We start from the raw sequence: 17,780 nt of genomic DNA on the forward strand, positions 1-17,780 counted from the left end.
GGTTTCGACCGAAAGGAGAAATGAATATGGTAAAGAAAAAAGTACTTGAACTGGCCAATAAGATCGCTGCTGGGATTACTGGCGGGATAGTAAAAGTAAAACCAACAGACCCAGAATATAGAATTCTTGAGCCCGTTACTACAGATGAAATGGCAGAAATAGCACTTAAGCTGGAGATTCGTAAATATAAAACCGTAGAGGAAGTTGCGAGGCTCTGTGGCAAACCTGCAGATGAAGTAGAGAAAATTCTATACAAAATGGCGGTTGATGGCTCAATTAAAGTAGAACAAGAGCATGGTGTTGATAAATACTGCCTTGAGCTTTTTGTTCCTGGTGTTATGGAATATATGGTTGTAAACAAGGAAAATGTAGAAAAGTATCCGGTAATTGCTGAGTGTTTTGAAGAATATACAAGAAAATTAGGTGGATTAATGGCAGGAAACATTCCAATTGGGCTTGGCGTAATGAGAGTTATCCCAATCGAAAGCGCCATTGAAGGGGATACCAGAAGAGCCTCTTATGAGGAAATTGCATACCTTCTTAATAAACATGAGGTTTTCTCTGTTGCGGATTGTGCATGTCGTACATCCATGAGAGTTATCGGCGAAGGTTGTGGACATACTGTTGAAGAAATGTGTGTTCAACTTGGACCAGCTGCTGAGTACTATATTCGTACAGGAAAAGGCAGACAAATTACTAGGGAAGAGGCTATTGCTATATGCAAGCAAGCTGAAAAAGAGGGTATGGTACATTCCATACCAAATTTATCAGGACCAGGAAATGCCCTTGCCATTTGTAATTGCTGCGGATGTTCTTGCTTCGGACTCCGAAATACAAATCTTTATAAAAATCCTGATTGGTCCAGGTCTAACTATGTAGCACAAGTGGATAAAGATAAATGTGTTGCTTGTGGAGAGTGTGTAGAGCATTGCCAAGCTAATGCAGCAACACTAGGACAAAATTTATGTACAAAAGTACCTGCCCACGCTCCTAAGGAAAAAGAAACTCCATACGATACTCAGTGGGGAAAAGACAAATGGAATCCTGATTATCGCCACCGCAAGGTTGTTGATGAGAGTGGAACAAGCCCATGTAAATCCGAATGTCCAGCGCACATAGCTATCCAAGGGTATATCAAGATGGCATCTCAAGGAAAGTATAGAGAAGCATTAGAGCTTATTAAGAAAGAAAATCCGTTTCCAGCAATCTGTGGACGTATTTGTCCAAGAAAGTGTGAATCTGCTTGTACAAGAGCAGGTCTGGATGAAGCAATTGCCGTTGATGATATCAAAAAATTCATTGCAGACCAAGATTTAAATTCTAAGGAGCGTTTTGTACCTGAAAAGAACGCACCAAGACCAGAAAAAGTTGCTGTAGTTGGTGCTGGCCCAGCGGGACTTTCTTGTGCTTATTTCCTAGCTGCTGAAGGTTATAAGGTAACAGTCTTTGAAAAGCAAAAAGTGCTTGGTGGTATGTTAACACTTGGAATTCCGTCCTTTAGACTAGGAAAAGAAGTAGTAAATGCGGAAATCGACATTTTGAAGGAATTAGGAGTAGAATTTAAAGTAGGAGTTGAGGTTGGCAAGGATGTTACACTTCCTAACCTTAGAAAGAATGGCTACAAAGCATTTTATGTAGCCATTGGTGCTCAAGCAGGTAGAAACCTAGGTCTTGAGGGTGAAAATGCAGTTGGGGTAATAACAGGTGTAGATTTCCTTCGCAAAGTAAGTCTTGGTGAAGATTTGAAAATGGAAGGACCAGCTATTGTAATTGGTGGAGGAAATGTTGCTATTGACGTTGCCAGAACTGCAGAAAGAGTTGGTGCTTCGCAAATAGATATGTATTGTTTAGAAAATAGACAAGAGATGCCTGCTCTTGAGGAAGAAATTGAAGAAGCATTGTCAGAAGGCATTGCTATCAACAATTCTTGGGGTCCAAAACGAATTCTTCATGAAAATGGCCATGCTTATGGTGTAGAATTCAAAAAATGTATTTCTGTCTTCGATGAAAATAGAAGATTTAATCCTAAATTCGATGAAAATACAACAAAGATTGTTAAAGCAAACAATGTGTTAATTTCAGTTGGCCAAGGAATAGACTTAGGTGGATTATTAAAGGATTCCAAAATGGAATCAAATCCAAATAAGACAATAAAAGCTGATCCAATCACTTTCCAAACAGGTGAACCGGATGTATTTGCCGGCGGAGATGCTGTAACAGGTCCTAAGTTTGCTATAGATGCTATTGCACTCGGAAAGCAAGGCGCAATTTCAATTCATCGTTATGTTCATGGAGATAACTTGACAATAAGCCGTGAGAGAGAATACCATGCTCTTGATAAAGAAAACTTAAACATGGATGGCTATGACCGTCTGCCAAGACAAAGAGCACTTCATGTGGATGGAAGCAAATCAAAAGAAACCTTTAAGGATTTGCGTACATCATTTACAGAAGAACAAATAAAGAAGGAAACTGAACGTTGCCTTGGCTGCGGTGCTGTGGTTGTGGATCAATACCAATGTGTAGGCTGTGGAGTTTGTACTACAAAATGCAAATTTGACGCAATTTCACTGGTAAGAAAATATGATAGTGCTGGTGTAGATTTTAAGGATATGAAACCTTTAGTTATTAAACATGTTATCAAACGTCAAGGAAGAATTGCAGTGAAAAATGTGAAAAAATTATTCTCAAAATAAGAAGAAAGCATAGAATAATTAGCCTAGTATAGGGCATAAAAGATGGGGGGAGCACGGATTCTCCCGTTCTTATACTTTGACAAGAGAGGTGAGTTAATTTGCATGAACTGGGAGTTGTGTTTGAAATTATAAAAACCGTTGAAAATTTTGCAGAGAAAAATAGATTAAAAAAAATAGATACATTGGTTCTTCAAATTGGTGAGCTCTCATCGATGATTCCGAGATACATTGAAGCCTGTTACCCAGCTGCAGTAGAGGGTACGTTATTACAAGAGACGGAATTGAAAATTGAAATATTGCCAGGCAATGCTATTTGCAAAAGGTGTAATAAAGTTTTTAATCTCATTGAGAATAATAGTAAATGTCCAAATTGCGGAAGTAAAGACTGGGAGATATTATGCGGAAAAGAGTTTATGATCAAGGAAATCATTGCTTGCTAAAATGAGACTCAGAAGCTGACTATAAAGACCTCTTTTAGTTGTTATCATGACCAAAAGAGGTCTTTTTTGTTTTTGTACAATTACAAAGCCATATAAAAATCGATTTATGAAAATTTTTTAAACCTCAGAGATATACAATTTTTATAAACTATATTTTATAGCGAAATGGGTAAACTATATAGTACACACTATGTATATAGTGTAGTTTTTATATTCGAAGGGAGATTACTTATGAATAAAAATGATTCAGAAAAATCAGAAGAAAGTATGAATACTATTGAAATTACAACCACTAATGGAGTCATTTCAGTTGCTAATAAAAGTTCAGACTCTTCAGATAATGGTATGTCTAATATGAATAGCAACGATAATGATGCAATATCAAAAAAAGAACAAAAGAGTAATCAATCAGATGCAAGTGATTCTTCTCAGGACACTACTTCAAAAAAAAGACAAATAATAATTAATATATCAGAAAAGTAGTGTGTTTACAGACAAGATTATGTTGAGTAGACTATGGAAAGAAAGGAAATGTGTGGGTAATTACAAGAATGGGCATGATTAAGGTTATAGTTTATGGAGAATTAAAAGGCATATGAGAAATCATATGCTTTTTTTAATACTAAAATTTAATTCTCTCTATAGGGTGAAATTACTACATATACCACGAATTGTAAGAAATGACTCTAACCATTGATATAACCGGGTTAGGGATATGCTTGCAAGTGGAAATACTGTATCACAAGTAAGATTCTAAATATTTTTATTAGGAAAATTAACTAATAGTTAATTTTTATGAATAAAAGATGAAAATGCCTCAATTGTTTAAATTATATAGCTTTGATATAATTTAATTAACGAAGCCCTAAGTTAATTAAATGTACAAATAAATGGAGGAGTTAATTTTATGAGAATAAGTGAGGTTATTAGAAATTATAGAAAAAAGGAAGATCTTACTCAAGAGCAAGTTGCTAATTATTTAAATATAAGTGCACCAGCAGTAAATAAATGGGAAAACGGAATATCATGTCCAGATATAGCACTGTTAGCACCTCTTGCACGTGTTTTAAAAATTGATGTTAATACTTTATTAGCATTTAATGAGGAATTAACAGATGTAGAAGTAAAAAACCTTACAAAAGAGGTAGGTGAAATGGCATCAAAAGAGGGATTCCAAAAGGCTTTTGAAAAGGCCAGTGATTTAATTAAAAAATATCCAAGTTGTGATGAGTTGATATATTGGATATCAGTAGTATTAAGAATACATTTATTGGGGTCTCAAATTGAGGAAAAAGATAAATATGAAAGAAAAATCATTGTTTGGCTTGAACTTGTATCAGGAAGCAGTAAAGAAAAGACAGCTTCTATGGCAAAATTAGAATTATCGGCAATGTATAGGGCGAAAAAAGAGTATAAAAAAGCTCAAGAAGCATTAGATAAAATTCCAGAAGTAGAGGTGGATAAAAAAATTCAACAGGCGTTATTATTTGAAAGTAGCGGGGGAATTGATGAGGCTTATGGCATTTATGAAGGCATATTAAGGAAAAATGCTCATGAAACATTTACTGCTTTATCTCTTATAATACAGCTGTTATACAAAGAAAAGAAATTTACTGAAGCAGAAGAATACATAGAGCGTGCTAAAAAGGTTGCTGAAGTATTTGATTTTGGAGCATACCATAAATATCAATTAGATTTATCTTTAGCAAGAGAAAAACAGGATAAAGAAAAAGCTATAGCAATGATTATAAATATGGTAAATGAAGCAAGTAGCATGGATGATTCTATGAAGTCAAAATTATATAAGCATATGAAATTTAATGTGACCAACAGTTGGGGCAAAGATAAATATGAAAGATTAGTAAAAGAGGCATTTAAAATAGATAAAACCCTTGATTTTGTCAAAAATGATTCTAGGATAAAATTTTTGTTGGAATAACCCTAAAGTTGGTAAAAAGAGTTGAGTGTATCAGTTTTCAATGAAAAAAAACTATATATGATTGATGATGGATATTTTATGATATAAAAATATTAACTTCTAATTGCGGTTTGGGGCTACTATCTCTTGATATTTCACATTGTTCTTAAAAGGCGCACTACAAAGCGATGTGCCTTTTTTATTTTGACTACTTATGGTAATCATTATATTTAAGTCGCTTTGCCATGGTTACACACCTTAGAGTATAAAAATTAAGAACTTCATGATTTTTAAATCCTTAGAGTATAATTTCCGCGTTTTGATGCCAGTACCCCGTATATAGAGAATAGTGTTATTCATTCTCTATATACCTTTTTAAACCTTATTTTTTAATTCTTTTAGTCGATATATATTATAGGAATAGTTACAAATGCATGTAAGTAGAATCAGGAAGTCAGTATGAAACTATGTATACGGTGCAGGCACAATACTATGTGTAACCTGGTAGCAAAGCAAATTGTTCGCAATTTATTTATAACATCATTTGAGTATATTAGGTAATTATGACTTTCCTTAATAGTATAATCAAGAATCCATGCTTAATTAACATGGATTCTTTTATTTGAGAGATTTTGACTGTTACGTGTGTATTACTATATGAGAGGTGTTTAAAGATGATAGATGAATTGATTAACCGACTAAAAGCAAAAGATGACAGTGCAGTAGATGATCTATATGATATGTACTTTGACAGAATATATTATTATTCAAAAAGAATTCTGGGTACCCTTGGAACCAAAGAAGATATTGAAGAATGTGTAAGTGATGTATTTTTAGCCATATGGAAAGAAATTGATAAATTTGATTTAGAACGAGGTTCTTTTAATACCTTTGTAAATGTAAAGACAAGAACCATAGCACTTAACTTAAGAAGAAAACTTCAAAAGCATACACAAAAGTATTTAAATGATTCTATTGATGATATAGACATAGGGGATAATGCATCAATTAGCCTTGAAGGGGAAGTGTTTGATAAAATTAATGAACATGATTTTTTAGACCTGATTGATAAATTCAAAGAACCTGATAAGACATATTTTCACCTTAGATATTTCATGAATTATGAAATAAAGGAAATAGCTAAGGCCTTCAATACTACTGTTAGCTCTGTAGATAATAGATTATATAGATGCAGACTTTTGCTCAAAAAAATTAGATGTGAGGAGATAGTGTGATATGAATGAAAAGGATATACTTAATATGGTAGATAATATTTCTGAAGATGATTTGAGTATAATAATGGACAAGACGTACACAAAGAGATATATAGAAAATTCTGTTTCCGATTATAATGAAAAAGAAATAATTAGAGAAAAGCTACATAAGAAAATCAACCTGGATACAAAGCAACAAGGGGTATCACAACAAAATATTATTAATAATAAAGATTCCCAAATGGTAAATTTAGAAGATACTAAATTGAATTTGAAAAGAAAATATAAAAAAGAAAAAGTCACCTGGAAAAATAAAGTTATTAACAATCTAATAAAATCAGTAGTAGCCGCAATGTTAGTATTTGTAGTATCAGTTAATATTTTTCCTGATTTAGCACTAGCTTTAGTCAAAATACCAGTATTAAATAAGCTAATAGAAGTAGTGACATTTGACAAGGGATTTAAGAATGTAGTTGATAATGGCAACATTCAAGAAGTAAATACTACTATAGAAGATAAGGGGGTAAAATTCACGGTAACAACAATAGCAGGGGATGACTTAAAGTTATGGATTGGGTATGAACTTCAAGGCGAAAATTCAACACTGGGAAAAGTAGTAAAATTTAAAAATGAAGCTAATGGTAAAGAACTTCCCTGGATTGGTTATATACCAGAGGAAGGTAAAAACTATATAGAAGTTCATATGGACAGGTTAGTTAAAGATTTTAAAATGGAAGTAGAGATTTATAAAGATGATCCATCATTTCATATACCATATTCAGAGTTAGATGAAAAAGCTAGAAGTGATGTGAAACAGCTTATTGAAAAAAATAAAATTACAACCTTAAATATACCTATATCACTAAATGATAAAATTTATAACAAGGACTTAAGAGTTTTCAATATACAGGGAAAAGAGTTTAAAAGTGAAATCGGTACATTTAAGATTGAAAAATTGGAATTGGCTGAATCAAGGAGTAGAGTTTATTGCAAATTGGTAAGTGAGGAAAATGAGTTAGCTGGTGTCCTAGTTCCAAGGCTTGTTGATGGAGAGGGTAAAGATTACTCAAGTCCTTATGATTCTGAAAAATACATTGATAATAATACGCTTTGCTTAGAACTGAGTGGTGGAATAAGTAGCATAAAGGGATTGAGTTTTACGTGTAATGGATTAAAATATATAAATAAGAAGGATAAGCATATTACTATAGATTTAAAAAATAAAAGGATAGAGCCTAATAATTTAGGTATATCTCTTATTAGTATTGTCAGTTCTAATATTATTTTAAATGTACCTAAATATGGAGTAGAGTTTAAGCTAGAGGCAAAAAATGAAAAAGGCAGTAACGTCGAAGTTAAAGAAATAAGAACAGAGTTTTCTAAAGAAACGGTTGAATTCAAGTTTAAGGAATTGAAAGCTGAAAAAATAATTTTAGATGTAAAGAGCGTACAGTATAATGAACCAAAAGGTTTTAGTATGAGGTTGATAGATTAAATCATCAGCTGCGTAGCTGTTAATCATCTTCCATTAGGTCCTATCCTATAGTCACAATTTTCTTAAATAAAGTTATAAACAAATGTACGATTTTAATTAAAATCGTACATTTGTTTATTATCTCCAATATACGGTAAATATGGTATAATAAAATAAAGTTTATATAAAAATTGCGGTAAATTACAAATAACTAAGAAGGCAGCTCTGCCTTTTTTTACGTTTAACATTACAAATGTCATATTCAAAGGTGATTTAACTCACTATTTTCATTACCTGGATTCAAGTATTATAAGATTAGAAAAAGGAGTTGGAGGTATAAAAAATGATGATTGTTGAGATTAAAAATCTTGTTAAGAGGTATAAGGATTTTATAGCAGTAGACAACTTAAGTCTGTCAATAAAAGAAGGAGAGATATTTGGGCTTCTGGGGCCAAATGGAGCAGGCAAGACTACCACTATAAATACTATTTTGGGATTGAGCAAAAAAGATAGTGGGGAAGTAAAAATTTTTGGGAAAAGCATGGATAAAAGTGAGGGGGAAATCAAGAGGAATACTGGGATAGTTCCTCAGAACATTGCACTTTTTAATGATCTTAAAGCATATGAAAATGTAGAGTTTTTCGGAAGACTTTACGGACTGAGAGGTAGACTGCTAAAGGAAAGGGTAGAAGAAGCTCTAGAATTTACAGGTCTTCTTGATAGAAAAAATGATTATCCGCTCAAATACTCCGGTGGTATGCAAAGGAGATTAAATATAGCCTGTGCCATTGTGCACAAGCCGAAGCTGATAATAATGGATGAACCTACCGTAGGGATAGATCCTCAATCAAGAAATCATATACTGAATTCAGTAAGAAGGATGAATGAAAGCGGATCCACTGTGATTTATACCTCCCACTATATGGAGGAAGTAGAAGAGCTGTGCACTGATATAGCTATTATGGATCACGGAAAGGTTATAGCTAAGGGAACGAAAGAGCACTTGAAGTCATTGGTAGAAAAAGAAGAAAAATTAACGGTTACACTTTCAAATGTCAATTATACAATGGTTGAACAAATTAGAAAGATATCAGGAGTTATAGACTGCGAGCTTGGGGATAGAAAACTTACGGTAACATCACAAAATGGTAGCAAAAACTTGAGCAGAATAATAGATTCCATTAATAATTCAAATAGTGAAATATTAGGAATAGATGTTGATAAACCAAGCCTTGAAGGGGTGTTTCTTACTCTCACAGGAAAAAAGTTAAGAGATTAGGAGGGTGAACAATGAATATATTGTATATAGCTTTTAACACTATAAAACGCAACTTTAGGGATAAAAAATCAATGTTCAGGTCTATGTTGATGCCCATACTGATGATAATAGTTCTTGGAACCGCACTTAACAGTGCCTTCCAGAGTCCAAAGTTAGATAAAATTGATATATGTTATCTTAATAAGGATGGTGGAGCGGCAGCTGGGGAGTTTGAAAACTTCCTGAGCAGTAAGCAAATTAAAGAAATATTGAATGTTAAGGAGGTATTATCTATAGAAGAAGGAGAAAAATTAATTAATGATAAACAGGCGACTTCAATGATAGTTGTGCCAAAGGATTATTCAGTAAAATTAAAGTCTGGAGAAGAGACTCCAATTCAAATTTATAATTCAAAATATGCGGATTTCAAAAATATTATGGTTGAAAATATAGTGGAAGCCTATAATTCTGTAGGAAATGTAATGACTGTGGTGGCAAAGCTTAATTCAGAGAACTTGGGTTATACAAGTTACAGCGCAGTTGATGAAAATGTGATTTCTACTGAAGGCACGTCTCCAAGGGCGATAGATTATTATTCTATAGCTATGCTTGTTTTGGCAATAATGAGCTCTGCAACCTTTGCTGCTGATATGCTTTCAGAGGATTATTTTGAAAATGTGGGTATAAGAATTAAGGCATCTCCTGCAAAACCTTATGAGAGATTAATTGGTATGATACTTGGATGTGTGCTTGACATATTTATTAAAGGCGTAATTATAATAGCTTTCAGCAAATTTGTCTTTAAAGTGAACTGGGGAAATAACTTAGGCATGGTAGCAGTTATCATATTAAGTGCTGCAGTCTTTTCTACTCTATTCGGAATGTTTGTTGCCGTGGCTGCGGGCAGCGGAAACAAGGCCTCAGGAATACTCCTCATACTAAATATTATTTTTACCTTCCTTGCAGGTGGTTTCGCTTTGATTTTAACACAGGATATTCATATGTCAGCCATAATGCATCTTTCACCGAATTTTTACCCGCAAACTGCTTTGTTGAATGTGATATATTCCAATAATTACAGGGTTAACATTCATTTTTTTAATACCTTTGGATATATTTCAATGCTTTGGATAGTTTCAGCACTATTATTTATAGGATGTATTGAAATTGAAAGGAGGAGAATAATATGACAATTTTTTTCTCGAATTTAAAAAGAATATTAAAAAAAAGAATAAATAGAATAATGATAGTTGCTGTTCCAGTAATTTTAGTACTCATGGTCTTTAACTTAAATATGAATGCAGTCGTCAGTATAAATATTGGAGTTGTAGATAATGACAATACAGAGTTTACCAAGGCTTTTATTAAAGGTTTGCAAGAAAAAAGTGAAGTAGAAATTATATCCGAAGATACTATGAAAGCGACTATTAAAAATAATCACTTGGCTTATGGAGTTGTAATGGATAAGGGTTTTACAGAAGCTATTTTAAATGGTGAGGATGTTAAGCTTAAAACCTATAGAGCCGATGATGTAGACTTAACTTCCGCTGTTAAACTATACATAGAAAATTATATCAGTGCCGCAAGGAATATTGCTAAAAATACCAAAAATAATAAGGAAGTTTTCTACTCGTCTCTTAGAGCGTATGAGAAGGGAACTTTTAAGAGTGAAACAATTGTATTTGGAGATAAGGGTGGAGACGGACGAAAAGAAAAATCTGCTTTAGGACTGCTCGGCTATGCTATGCTTATCATTGCAACATTTTCAACCAATCTTATCCTTGAAGACAAGAAAAATAAAACCTATATCCGTATGTTTGCCTCCCCACTGAAAAACTTTAACTATATGCTGCAAAATATTTTTAGCTTCCTATTTATAGTTCTGATACAGGTATATATTGCCTTCAAAATCATGACAGGTACATTTAAGGCTCAACTTGGAGCATCAGTAGAAAATATGTTTGTTCTATTCGTAATTTATGCAGCTACCTGTGTAGCTTTGGCTCTTGCCATAGGAAGTGTTTCAAAAAATATTAAGCAAGCTTCAGCTTTAGGAGTACTTGTAAACACACTTGTAGCCATGCTGGGAGGGTTGTTCTGGCCAAAAGAACTTATGCCTGATATACTATTAACCATGGGAAAGTTTACTCCGGCATACTGGCTTACGGATGGTATAGATAAGCTGCTGACTTCGAGATCGATTACTTCAGCAGCACAGGATATAGGAATTCTGTTATTATTCACAGTAGTATTTTTCATGATATCTTCCTGGGGGAAGGTCTATGTTGAAGATATTTAACATCATTTTAGAGAGAACGTCTCCCATTTCTACAAGTGGGAGTTACATAATATAACAAAAAAAGAACTTCAGTGGGAGGTAAATCTCCTTCTGGAGTATTTCAGTTAAAAGGGTGAGGTATATGGAATATTTAATAAGAATTTTATTTTTCATTGTAGTAATTGGAAAGTTTATAGTTCAGGGCAATACTTCAGCTACTGAAGTTTCCCTGCTACTGCTTTTAGCTGCAGTTAATATATTTAAGCAGAAAAACAGGGTTACCTGGCATGTTTTGATAATAGAGGCAACATTCATAACCGTTGGATGCAATTACAGTCATAATTTTTCACTACTGTATGCCCTGATTGCATATGATGCCGGTAATAAGGATATGAAACCCTTTACTTTGGTTGCAGCTACACTAGCAATTTGTTTTTCAGGCTTAAATAATATTATGGAAGTTTTAGCACTTATTTTTATTGCTTTTATGTTTGGAAACCTATCCCTGAAGTTTAGAGAAAATATAAACTCTTTTAAAGAAACTTATGATAACGAAAGAAGATACAGATATGAGCTTGAGGCTGCCAAGCAGAAGCTTTTAAACTCAGCTAAAGAGGTGGCTTATATCGCAGAAATCAAGGAAAGAAATAGAATTGCCAGAGAGATTCATGATACTGTGGGACACAGGATTGCAGGCATTTTGCTTCAGCTTCAGGTAGTACAAAAGCTGAGGCACAGGGATGAAGAAAAATCTGATAAGCTGCTTAAGGATTCAGTTGAAAGATTGGCTGAAACATTAAATGTAATGAGAAATACTGTACATAATATCAGGCCAAGCAATTCAATGGGTTTGGAGTATATAGAAGGCATTATTAATAATTTTAACTACTGTATTGTAAATTTCAAGCATTTAGGAAATTTTAACAGTCTCTCCGCAAATGTGTTGGAGACTATAAGCTCGGACATTAAGGAGGCATTAACAAATGCATATAAGTATTCCAAAGCAACAGCTATTGATATTAAAATTGATATTAGGGACAGCTTTGTAAGGATATATATTAAAGACAATGGGGAAGGGTGTCCAAACCTAAGGGAAGGCTTTGGCCTGCAGGGTATAAGAGAAAGGATCGAAAACCTTGGCGGCACAGTTTCCTTCAGCGGAGAAAATGGGTTTATGATAGTTTATATAATTCCACTTGGAAAAGAAAAGGGGGAAGAACTACATGAAAATAATAATTGTTGACGACGACGGCCTGATTCGAGACAGCTTAAAGCTACTTATAGAGCTTGAAGAAGATATGGAGGTAATTGGCACAGCTAAAAATGGAATGGAGGCCTTTGAACTTTGTAAGGCAAATAACCCAGATATAGTGCTTATGGATATACGGATGCCTGTTATGGACGGTGTGCTTGGCACTAAACTTATAAAAGAAAATTTTCACGATATTAAAGTAGTGCTTCTGACTACCTTCAAGGATGATGAATATATAAGAGAAGCTGTAATGAATGGTGCTGAAGGTTATATATTGAAAAATCAGTCTTCAGACAGTATTATAGAAAGCCTTAGGACGGTGTTTAAAGGGAATGTAGTTTTCGAAAAGGATATAATTAGCTCAATTAAAGGCATGTTAAAAGAGGAAAATAAGAAAGAGCCTTCTCATTTTAACTTGTCTGAAAGAGAATTTGAAATCCTGGCTTTAATATCTGATGGGCTATCAAATAAGGAAATAGCAGAAAAACTTTTTTTAGGTGAGGGAACAGTAAGAAACTATATAACAAATGTTTTGGGGAAGCTGTGGCTTAGGGATAGGACTCAACTGGCTATATTTTATTTGAAAAACTTTTGAGTTTTTTATGCCGTTCATTTATAAATAAGGTGTATAGTCTAACATAGCATAAATTAAAGAAGGAGTGAAAATATGTTTTCAAATCAGAATGGGTTATTTGGAGAAGCGAAACAAGCGAAGGTACTACCTAATATTATTACAAGTCTACTTTGGGTATTCCTCTTTCTAATGGTCGGACAAGGAATTGGTGGAATCTTGGCTCATTTTACAAAAAAAATTATTGGTAATGATCCTGCAGTTTTATTGTTAAATGAGCTTATTTGTGGGTTTATATTTATAACATTACTTGTATTTGCTAGAGTAAAGTTTAGAGAAAAAAGAAGTATTTCAAGTATTGGTTTAAAAAAAGAAGGACTTATAAAAAAGTATTTAGTAGGTTTTGGAATAGGGATTTTAATGTTTTCAGTAGTGGTTTTATTGCTTAGTATTAGTGGACATACTGTAGTAAATAGCAATCCAGGAGGTCTTTCGGGTATAGCAGCTTTAAGTGGTGTCCTAATTGTTATACCAGGTTGGATAATACAAAGTGGTACAGAAGAGATTCTTTCACGAGGCTGGCTTATGAATGTTTTAGGTGCAAGATATAATGTAGCTGTAGGTTTGATTATTTCGTCTTCATTTTTTGGACTTATGCACTTTGCAAATCCAAATGTAAACATTTTAGCTATAATAAACATTGTTTTAGTAGGTTTGTTTTTTGGTGTATATGTTATAAAAACTAATGATCTATGGGGGGCTTGTGGACTTCATGCGGCGTGGAACTGGACTCAAGGAAATGTTTTTGGTTTTGAGGTAAGTGGACAAAAAGTAGCAGCAGGTAGTTTATTAAATTTGAGGTTAACTGGTTCAGAATGGTTTACAGGTGGATTATTTGGCCCTGAAGCTGGTATCGCAGCAACTATAGTTCTTTGTATAGGAATTGTTATTGTATATTTTATTCCATGTCATAAAAATTTAGGTACTGTGAGGAGTTTAATGTAAAAAATACATTAATTGAACTTATTTACAATAAATACAAAAGGTGATATAATAAAAAAAAGTGTTGAAAGGGGATAGTAAATTATGACACCAACTAATTGCTAATATTAATTTAAAATTAATATGTATTTTATAATGAGTTTTAATTTGCCTAATTATATTTAGGTTTTATTGTTATGCTCTTTATGGAATAAGGCATTTAGAAGGTAACTTACTTTACTGGAATTCAACATTGTAATTTATAGGATATTTCAAGAGTTATTTTGAAGTATTAAGCCAGGGTTTTTTGAAAAATTTTGGTGCAAGATATATCAGCATAAAGATGGCGTTATTAACGCCCATAAGCCTTTTGCTTATATCTGATTTTAATAAATTATTATAGTAATAGAGTTTTTCAGACTGTAAGAAGAGATGATCTTCTTATGGTCTTTTAATTTTCAATATTACTTAAAAAGATTATAGTAGATAAGAGCTTTTTCTGCCTGTCCATAGAGTTCTAAATTTAAAATATGGATGAAAGAAGGAATTTTTATGTTCGAATTATCATTAAATGGTGTAAAAAAATATATGGATGCCACACTTGTTGTTAAAAATATAAGCTTTCAAGTTTACTCAGGAGAAAAAGTTGGTATAGTAGGTGTAAATGGAAGCGGGAAGAGCACTATCCTTAAGCTAATTGCGGGAATAGAACCTATGAATTACTATCCAGGTTACCCGCAAACCTCAAGCTATGGATATGATGAGGGGTTAATTAATATGCCCAGAGAAGCCACTAGTGCTTACCTTGAACAAATACCGCAGTATCATGAGAGTTTAAAGGTTATTGATGTTTTAAACTTAGCTTTTGAGGAAATTCATAGTATAGAGGATAAAATGCGTAAACTAGAAGAAGAGATGAAATTTTTAGAAAATACAACATTGGAAAAAGCCTTGAAACAGTACAGTGAATTGGTTCAATTATATGAAGTTAAAGGCGGATATAATACAGAAGAAAAATTAAGCAAGATTTGCACGGGCCTGAAATTTGGTGATAGCTTTTTAAATAAAGACTTTAGTTTATTAAGCGGTGGTGAAAAAACCACGGTTGTACTTGGTAAGCTCTTGATTGATGATCCAGATATATTACTACTGGATGAACCTACAAATCATTTGGATATGGATTCAATTGAATGGCTTGAAGGATATCTTAAGGCATATAAGGGAATTGTAATTATCGTATCTCATGACAGATACTTTTTAGATAATGTAGTAACAAAAATTATAGAAATAGAAGATATGGAAAGTAAGACTTATAAAGGAAATTACTCTGATTTTGCGAAGCAAAAAGAGGAGAATATGCTTGAACAATTTCATCAATATAAGGAACAGCAAAAGCAGACTAAGATTATACAGAAGACTATAAAGGAGTTAAGGGATTGGGCAATTAGTGTAGATAATAATAAATTCTTTAAAAGAGCTGTCAGTTTACAAAAAAAACTTGATAAAATGAATAGTAGTGACACTGAAAGTAATAAGGATTATCGATCCAGAGGTCAATATGTAAGAACTGAAAAACCGAAGTTTGAAAGAAAGAATATGAAGCTTAACTTTAAAGAAACTGAAAGATCTGGTAATGAGACAATCAAGGCTATAGGGCTGTCTAAAAGCTTTGAAGATAAAGTTATTTTTAAGGATACAGATTTAATGATTAATTTTGGTGAAAGAGTGGCGCTAATCGGCCCAAATGGTAGCGGGAAAACCACCTTCTTAAAACTGCTATTAGGTGAAGAGTGTCCAGATGATGGTGTAGTGGAATTAGGTGCCAATGTAATGGCGGCATATTTGCCTCAGAAAATTACTTTTAAAAACGAGGAACTCACTGTGCTGGATTGTTTCAGGGAAGATGTTTTTCTGCCAGAGGGGAAAGCACGGGAATACCTGTCCAAATTCATGTTTTATGGGAGCAGTGTCTTTAAGAAAGTAAAGCACTTATCCGGAGGAGAGAAAATAAGGCTGAAGCTCAGCAAACTGTTATATGAAGATGTGAATTTATTGATACTAGATGAGCCCACTAATCATCTTGATATTGATTCCATAGAAACCTTTGAGGAAGCGCTGGAAGAGTTTAAAGGAACTATATGCTTCATCTCTCATGACAGATACTTTATAAATAAAATCGGTGAAAGAGTTATTGCTATTGAGAACAATGCGTTTAAAAGTTATCCTGGTAATTATAATTATTATAAAAATGTAAAAGATGAGCAGAACCTTCAGTCTCTTAAAGAGCCAGTAGTGAAGAGTGAAAAAGTTAAGAAACCAAGAAATATTGATGAAAGTAAAAATAAGGAAGTGGAAAAGGCTAAAGCTCTAACCCGTGTTGAAATTCTTGAAGATGAAATAAGAGAGATTGATTTAGCTATGGCTGACTCAAGGTTGCATTATGAGGAGCTTAATAAGCTGTACTCTAGGAAAGAGGAGTTATGTAAAGAGCAGGATGGAGTTATGGAATTGTGGTTAAATTTTAATAATTAAAGGCAAGAATAAATTTTACGACCCTCTATATTGCTTAGGGGGTCTAAATTTTGTGAATAACAACACACCGCCCTATAAAATTTTAATTTTGTAGGGCGGTGTGTTGCTACCTTTTTTTAAAGTCGAAATTTAGCAAGCGAAAATTTCCTTAATCATAAACTCTCTTCCGCTTAATAACTCCCAGTCCTTACTGCCACAGTTTGGACATGTTTGACTATTTTCAATGATACGTTATTTTCTTTCAAAGCATGTTTTAAAATCATATATTTGTTGTGTGCATTAAAAACTTCAACTTTCATAACAGCGCCTACCTTTTAAAGATTAAAATGCGTCACTAATACATAAACAAAATAAACTGCAGTATCCTATATATTTTTATTTTCCCAGATAACCTGCATTTGATAACCATTTTTGGAAATTCTACATCCTGGCAAATAAGTAGTAAATAAATTTTTGAATTTCTGTTCTGATAAATATCTATCTGAAGCTAAATGCTTTAGCCAATCCTTTGAAATATTAAATTTAAATATTCTAAATCCAATCTTTACACCAAACATTTTACAATTTGGTATAAGTCTTGAAAATGCTTCAATAATACTAAATATTGTTGGTTCTTTTTCAAAGTTAGATATAACATCTACAATTACAATTTTACCGCCAGGGTTAACCATATCCTTAATTTTTGTGATTAATAATGGAATATCATTTATATGATGAAAAGTTGTCCGACTTGTTATCAAATCAAATTTTTCATATAACTTCAACTCATTAGCATCCATATTTATATATTTGATATTTAATGATTGTCTTTTACTCGAAGCAATATGTAACATTTCTTCTGATATATCAATACCTATTACTTTATCGTAATACTTTGACAACTTATATGCCAAAATACCTGACCCACAACCTATATCCAATGCTGAACCTTTGTTATCTGACATTTCTAAAACGAAAAATTTACTATTATCAAATAATGATTCCATAAAATCATATTCTTCTGCTACTTTATTAAATTGCATTTTAGTTTTGTTTGTTGAATTATTCATATTTGTTTCCCCTTAATAAATTTATATTTGTTGTTTACTTATATAAGAAATTTTAAATAGTTTGTAACATTATAACAGTAGAACACAAATCATTTATTCAATTATACCATTATTACC

At 32.9% G+C, this 17,780-nt stretch carries 14 protein-coding genes; 13 read left to right on the forward strand and 1 reads right to left on the reverse strand.

The window, feature by feature from the left end; all coding sequences use genetic code 11:
- Positions 1-26 precede the first annotated feature (26 nt).
- The 13 genes from G9F72_RS04005 (at position 27) to abc-f (ending at position 16,614) form a co-directional block, all read left to right on the forward strand.
- Entirely contained in the window at positions 27-2,696 is a 2,670-nt protein-coding gene (locus tag G9F72_RS04005) for an FAD-dependent oxidoreductase (RefSeq protein ID WP_164958522.1), read from the forward strand.
- Positions 2,697-2,794: 98 nt separating this feature from the next.
- Positions 2,795-3,136, forward strand: a complete 342-nt coding sequence (locus tag G9F72_RS04010; RefSeq protein WP_164958521.1) for a hydrogenase maturation nickel metallochaperone HypA — start codon at positions 2,795-2,797, stop codon at positions 3,134-3,136.
- Positions 3,137-3,367: 231 nt separating this feature from the next.
- Positions 3,368-3,619: a hypothetical protein gene (locus tag G9F72_RS04015; RefSeq protein ID WP_164958520.1), complete on the forward strand. Its 252-nt coding sequence runs from the start codon at positions 3,368-3,370 to the stop codon at positions 3,617-3,619.
- A 424-nt stretch (positions 3,620-4,043) separates the two neighbouring features.
- Positions 4,044-5,075: a helix-turn-helix domain-containing protein gene (locus G9F72_RS04020; RefSeq protein WP_164958519.1), complete on the forward strand. Its 1,032-nt coding sequence runs from the start codon at positions 4,044-4,046 to the stop codon at positions 5,073-5,075.
- Between the two features lie 653 nt (positions 5,076-5,728).
- The gene (locus G9F72_RS04025) at positions 5,729-6,289 is read left to right on the forward strand and encodes a sigma-70 family RNA polymerase sigma factor (RefSeq protein WP_164958518.1); all 561 of its coding nucleotides are present in this window, start codon (positions 5,729-5,731) and stop codon (positions 6,287-6,289) included.
- Between the two features lies 1 nt (position 6,290).
- Positions 6,291-7,763 (forward strand): DUF4179 domain-containing protein, encoded by a 1,473-nt coding sequence (locus G9F72_RS04030; RefSeq protein WP_164958517.1) that lies wholly within the window; start codon positions 6,291-6,293, stop codon positions 7,761-7,763.
- A gap of 325 nt (positions 7,764-8,088) precedes the next feature.
- Complete coding sequence (locus G9F72_RS04035) at positions 8,089-9,021, forward strand: ABC transporter ATP-binding protein (protein ID WP_164958623.1); 933 nt, start codon at positions 8,089-8,091, stop codon at positions 9,019-9,021.
- An 11-nt stretch (positions 9,022-9,032) separates the two neighbouring features.
- Positions 9,033-10,190: an ABC transporter permease gene (locus tag G9F72_RS04040; protein ID WP_164958516.1), complete on the forward strand. Its 1,158-nt coding sequence runs from the start codon at positions 9,033-9,035 to the stop codon at positions 10,188-10,190.
- Entirely contained in the window at positions 10,187-11,299 is a 1,113-nt protein-coding gene (locus G9F72_RS04045; RefSeq protein ID WP_164958515.1) for an ABC transporter permease, read from the forward strand. Before G9F72_RS04040 ends, G9F72_RS04045 begins: the two co-directional genes overlap by 4 nt.
- A gap of 121 nt (positions 11,300-11,420) precedes the next feature.
- On the forward strand, positions 11,421-12,521 hold the full coding sequence (locus G9F72_RS04050) for a sensor histidine kinase (protein ID WP_164958514.1): 1,101 nt from the start codon (positions 11,421-11,423) through the stop codon (positions 12,519-12,521).
- The gene (locus tag G9F72_RS04055) at positions 12,502-13,125 is read left to right on the forward strand and encodes a response regulator transcription factor (RefSeq protein WP_164958513.1); all 624 of its coding nucleotides are present in this window, start codon (positions 12,502-12,504) and stop codon (positions 13,123-13,125) included. Before G9F72_RS04050 ends, G9F72_RS04055 begins: the two co-directional genes overlap by 20 nt.
- Positions 13,126-13,197: 72 nt before the next feature.
- Positions 13,198-14,106, forward strand: coding sequence for a CPBP family intramembrane glutamic endopeptidase (locus tag G9F72_RS04060; protein ID WP_164958512.1), 909 nt, complete (start codon positions 13,198-13,200; stop codon positions 14,104-14,106).
- Between the two features lie 528 nt (positions 14,107-14,634).
- Positions 14,635-16,614, forward strand: a complete 1,980-nt coding sequence (gene abc-f / locus G9F72_RS04065; protein WP_164958511.1) for a ribosomal protection-like ABC-F family protein — start codon at positions 14,635-14,637, stop codon at positions 16,612-16,614.
- Positions 16,615-16,979: 365 nt separating this feature from the next.
- Here the strand turns inward: abc-f and G9F72_RS04070 are convergent, their stop codons facing one another.
- Entirely contained in the window at positions 16,980-17,663 is a 684-nt protein-coding gene (locus G9F72_RS04070) for a class I SAM-dependent methyltransferase (protein WP_164958510.1), read from the reverse strand.
- Positions 17,664-17,780: the final 117 nt, after the last annotated feature.

The organism is Clostridium estertheticum, assembly GCF_011065935.2.
Classification (GTDB): domain Bacteria; phylum Bacillota; class Clostridia; order Clostridiales; family Clostridiaceae; genus Clostridium_AD; species Clostridium_AD estertheticum_A.

Excerpts from the sequence above, each read along its gene's own strand:
- G9F72_RS04005 (WP_164958522.1), top strand. The coding sequence starts at position 27 with ATGGTAAAGAAAAAAGTACTTGAACTGGCCAATAAGATCGCTGCTGGG.
- G9F72_RS04015 (WP_164958520.1), top strand. The coding sequence starts at position 3,368 with ATGAATAAAAATGATTCAGAAAAATCAGAAGAAAGTATGAATACTATT.
- G9F72_RS04020 (WP_164958519.1), top strand. The coding sequence starts at position 4,044 with ATGAGAATAAGTGAGGTTATTAGAAATTATAGAAAAAAGGAAGATCTT.
- G9F72_RS04025 (WP_164958518.1), top strand. The coding sequence starts at position 5,729 with ATGATAGATGAATTGATTAACCGACTAAAAGCAAAAGATGACAGTGCA.
- G9F72_RS04030 (WP_164958517.1), top strand. The coding sequence starts at position 6,291 with ATGAATGAAAAGGATATACTTAATATGGTAGATAATATTTCTGAAGAT.
- G9F72_RS04035 (WP_164958623.1), top strand. The coding sequence starts at position 8,089 with ATGATTGTTGAGATTAAAAATCTTGTTAAGAGGTATAAGGATTTTATA.
- G9F72_RS04040 (WP_164958516.1), top strand. The coding sequence starts at position 9,033 with ATGAATATATTGTATATAGCTTTTAACACTATAAAACGCAACTTTAGG.
- G9F72_RS04045 (WP_164958515.1), top strand. The coding sequence starts at position 10,187 with ATGACAATTTTTTTCTCGAATTTAAAAAGAATATTAAAAAAAAGAATA.
- G9F72_RS04050 (WP_164958514.1), top strand. The coding sequence starts at position 11,421 with ATGGAATATTTAATAAGAATTTTATTTTTCATTGTAGTAATTGGAAAG.
- G9F72_RS04055 (WP_164958513.1), top strand. The coding sequence starts at position 12,502 with ATGAAAATAATAATTGTTGACGACGACGGCCTGATTCGAGACAGCTTA.
- G9F72_RS04060 (WP_164958512.1), top strand. The coding sequence starts at position 13,198 with ATGTTTTCAAATCAGAATGGGTTATTTGGAGAAGCGAAACAAGCGAAG.
- abc-f (WP_164958511.1), top strand. The coding sequence starts at position 14,635 with ATGTTCGAATTATCATTAAATGGTGTAAAAAAATATATGGATGCCACA.
- G9F72_RS04070 (WP_164958510.1), bottom strand. The coding sequence starts at position 17,663 with ATGAATAATTCAACAAACAAAACTAAAATGCAATTTAATAAAGTAGCA.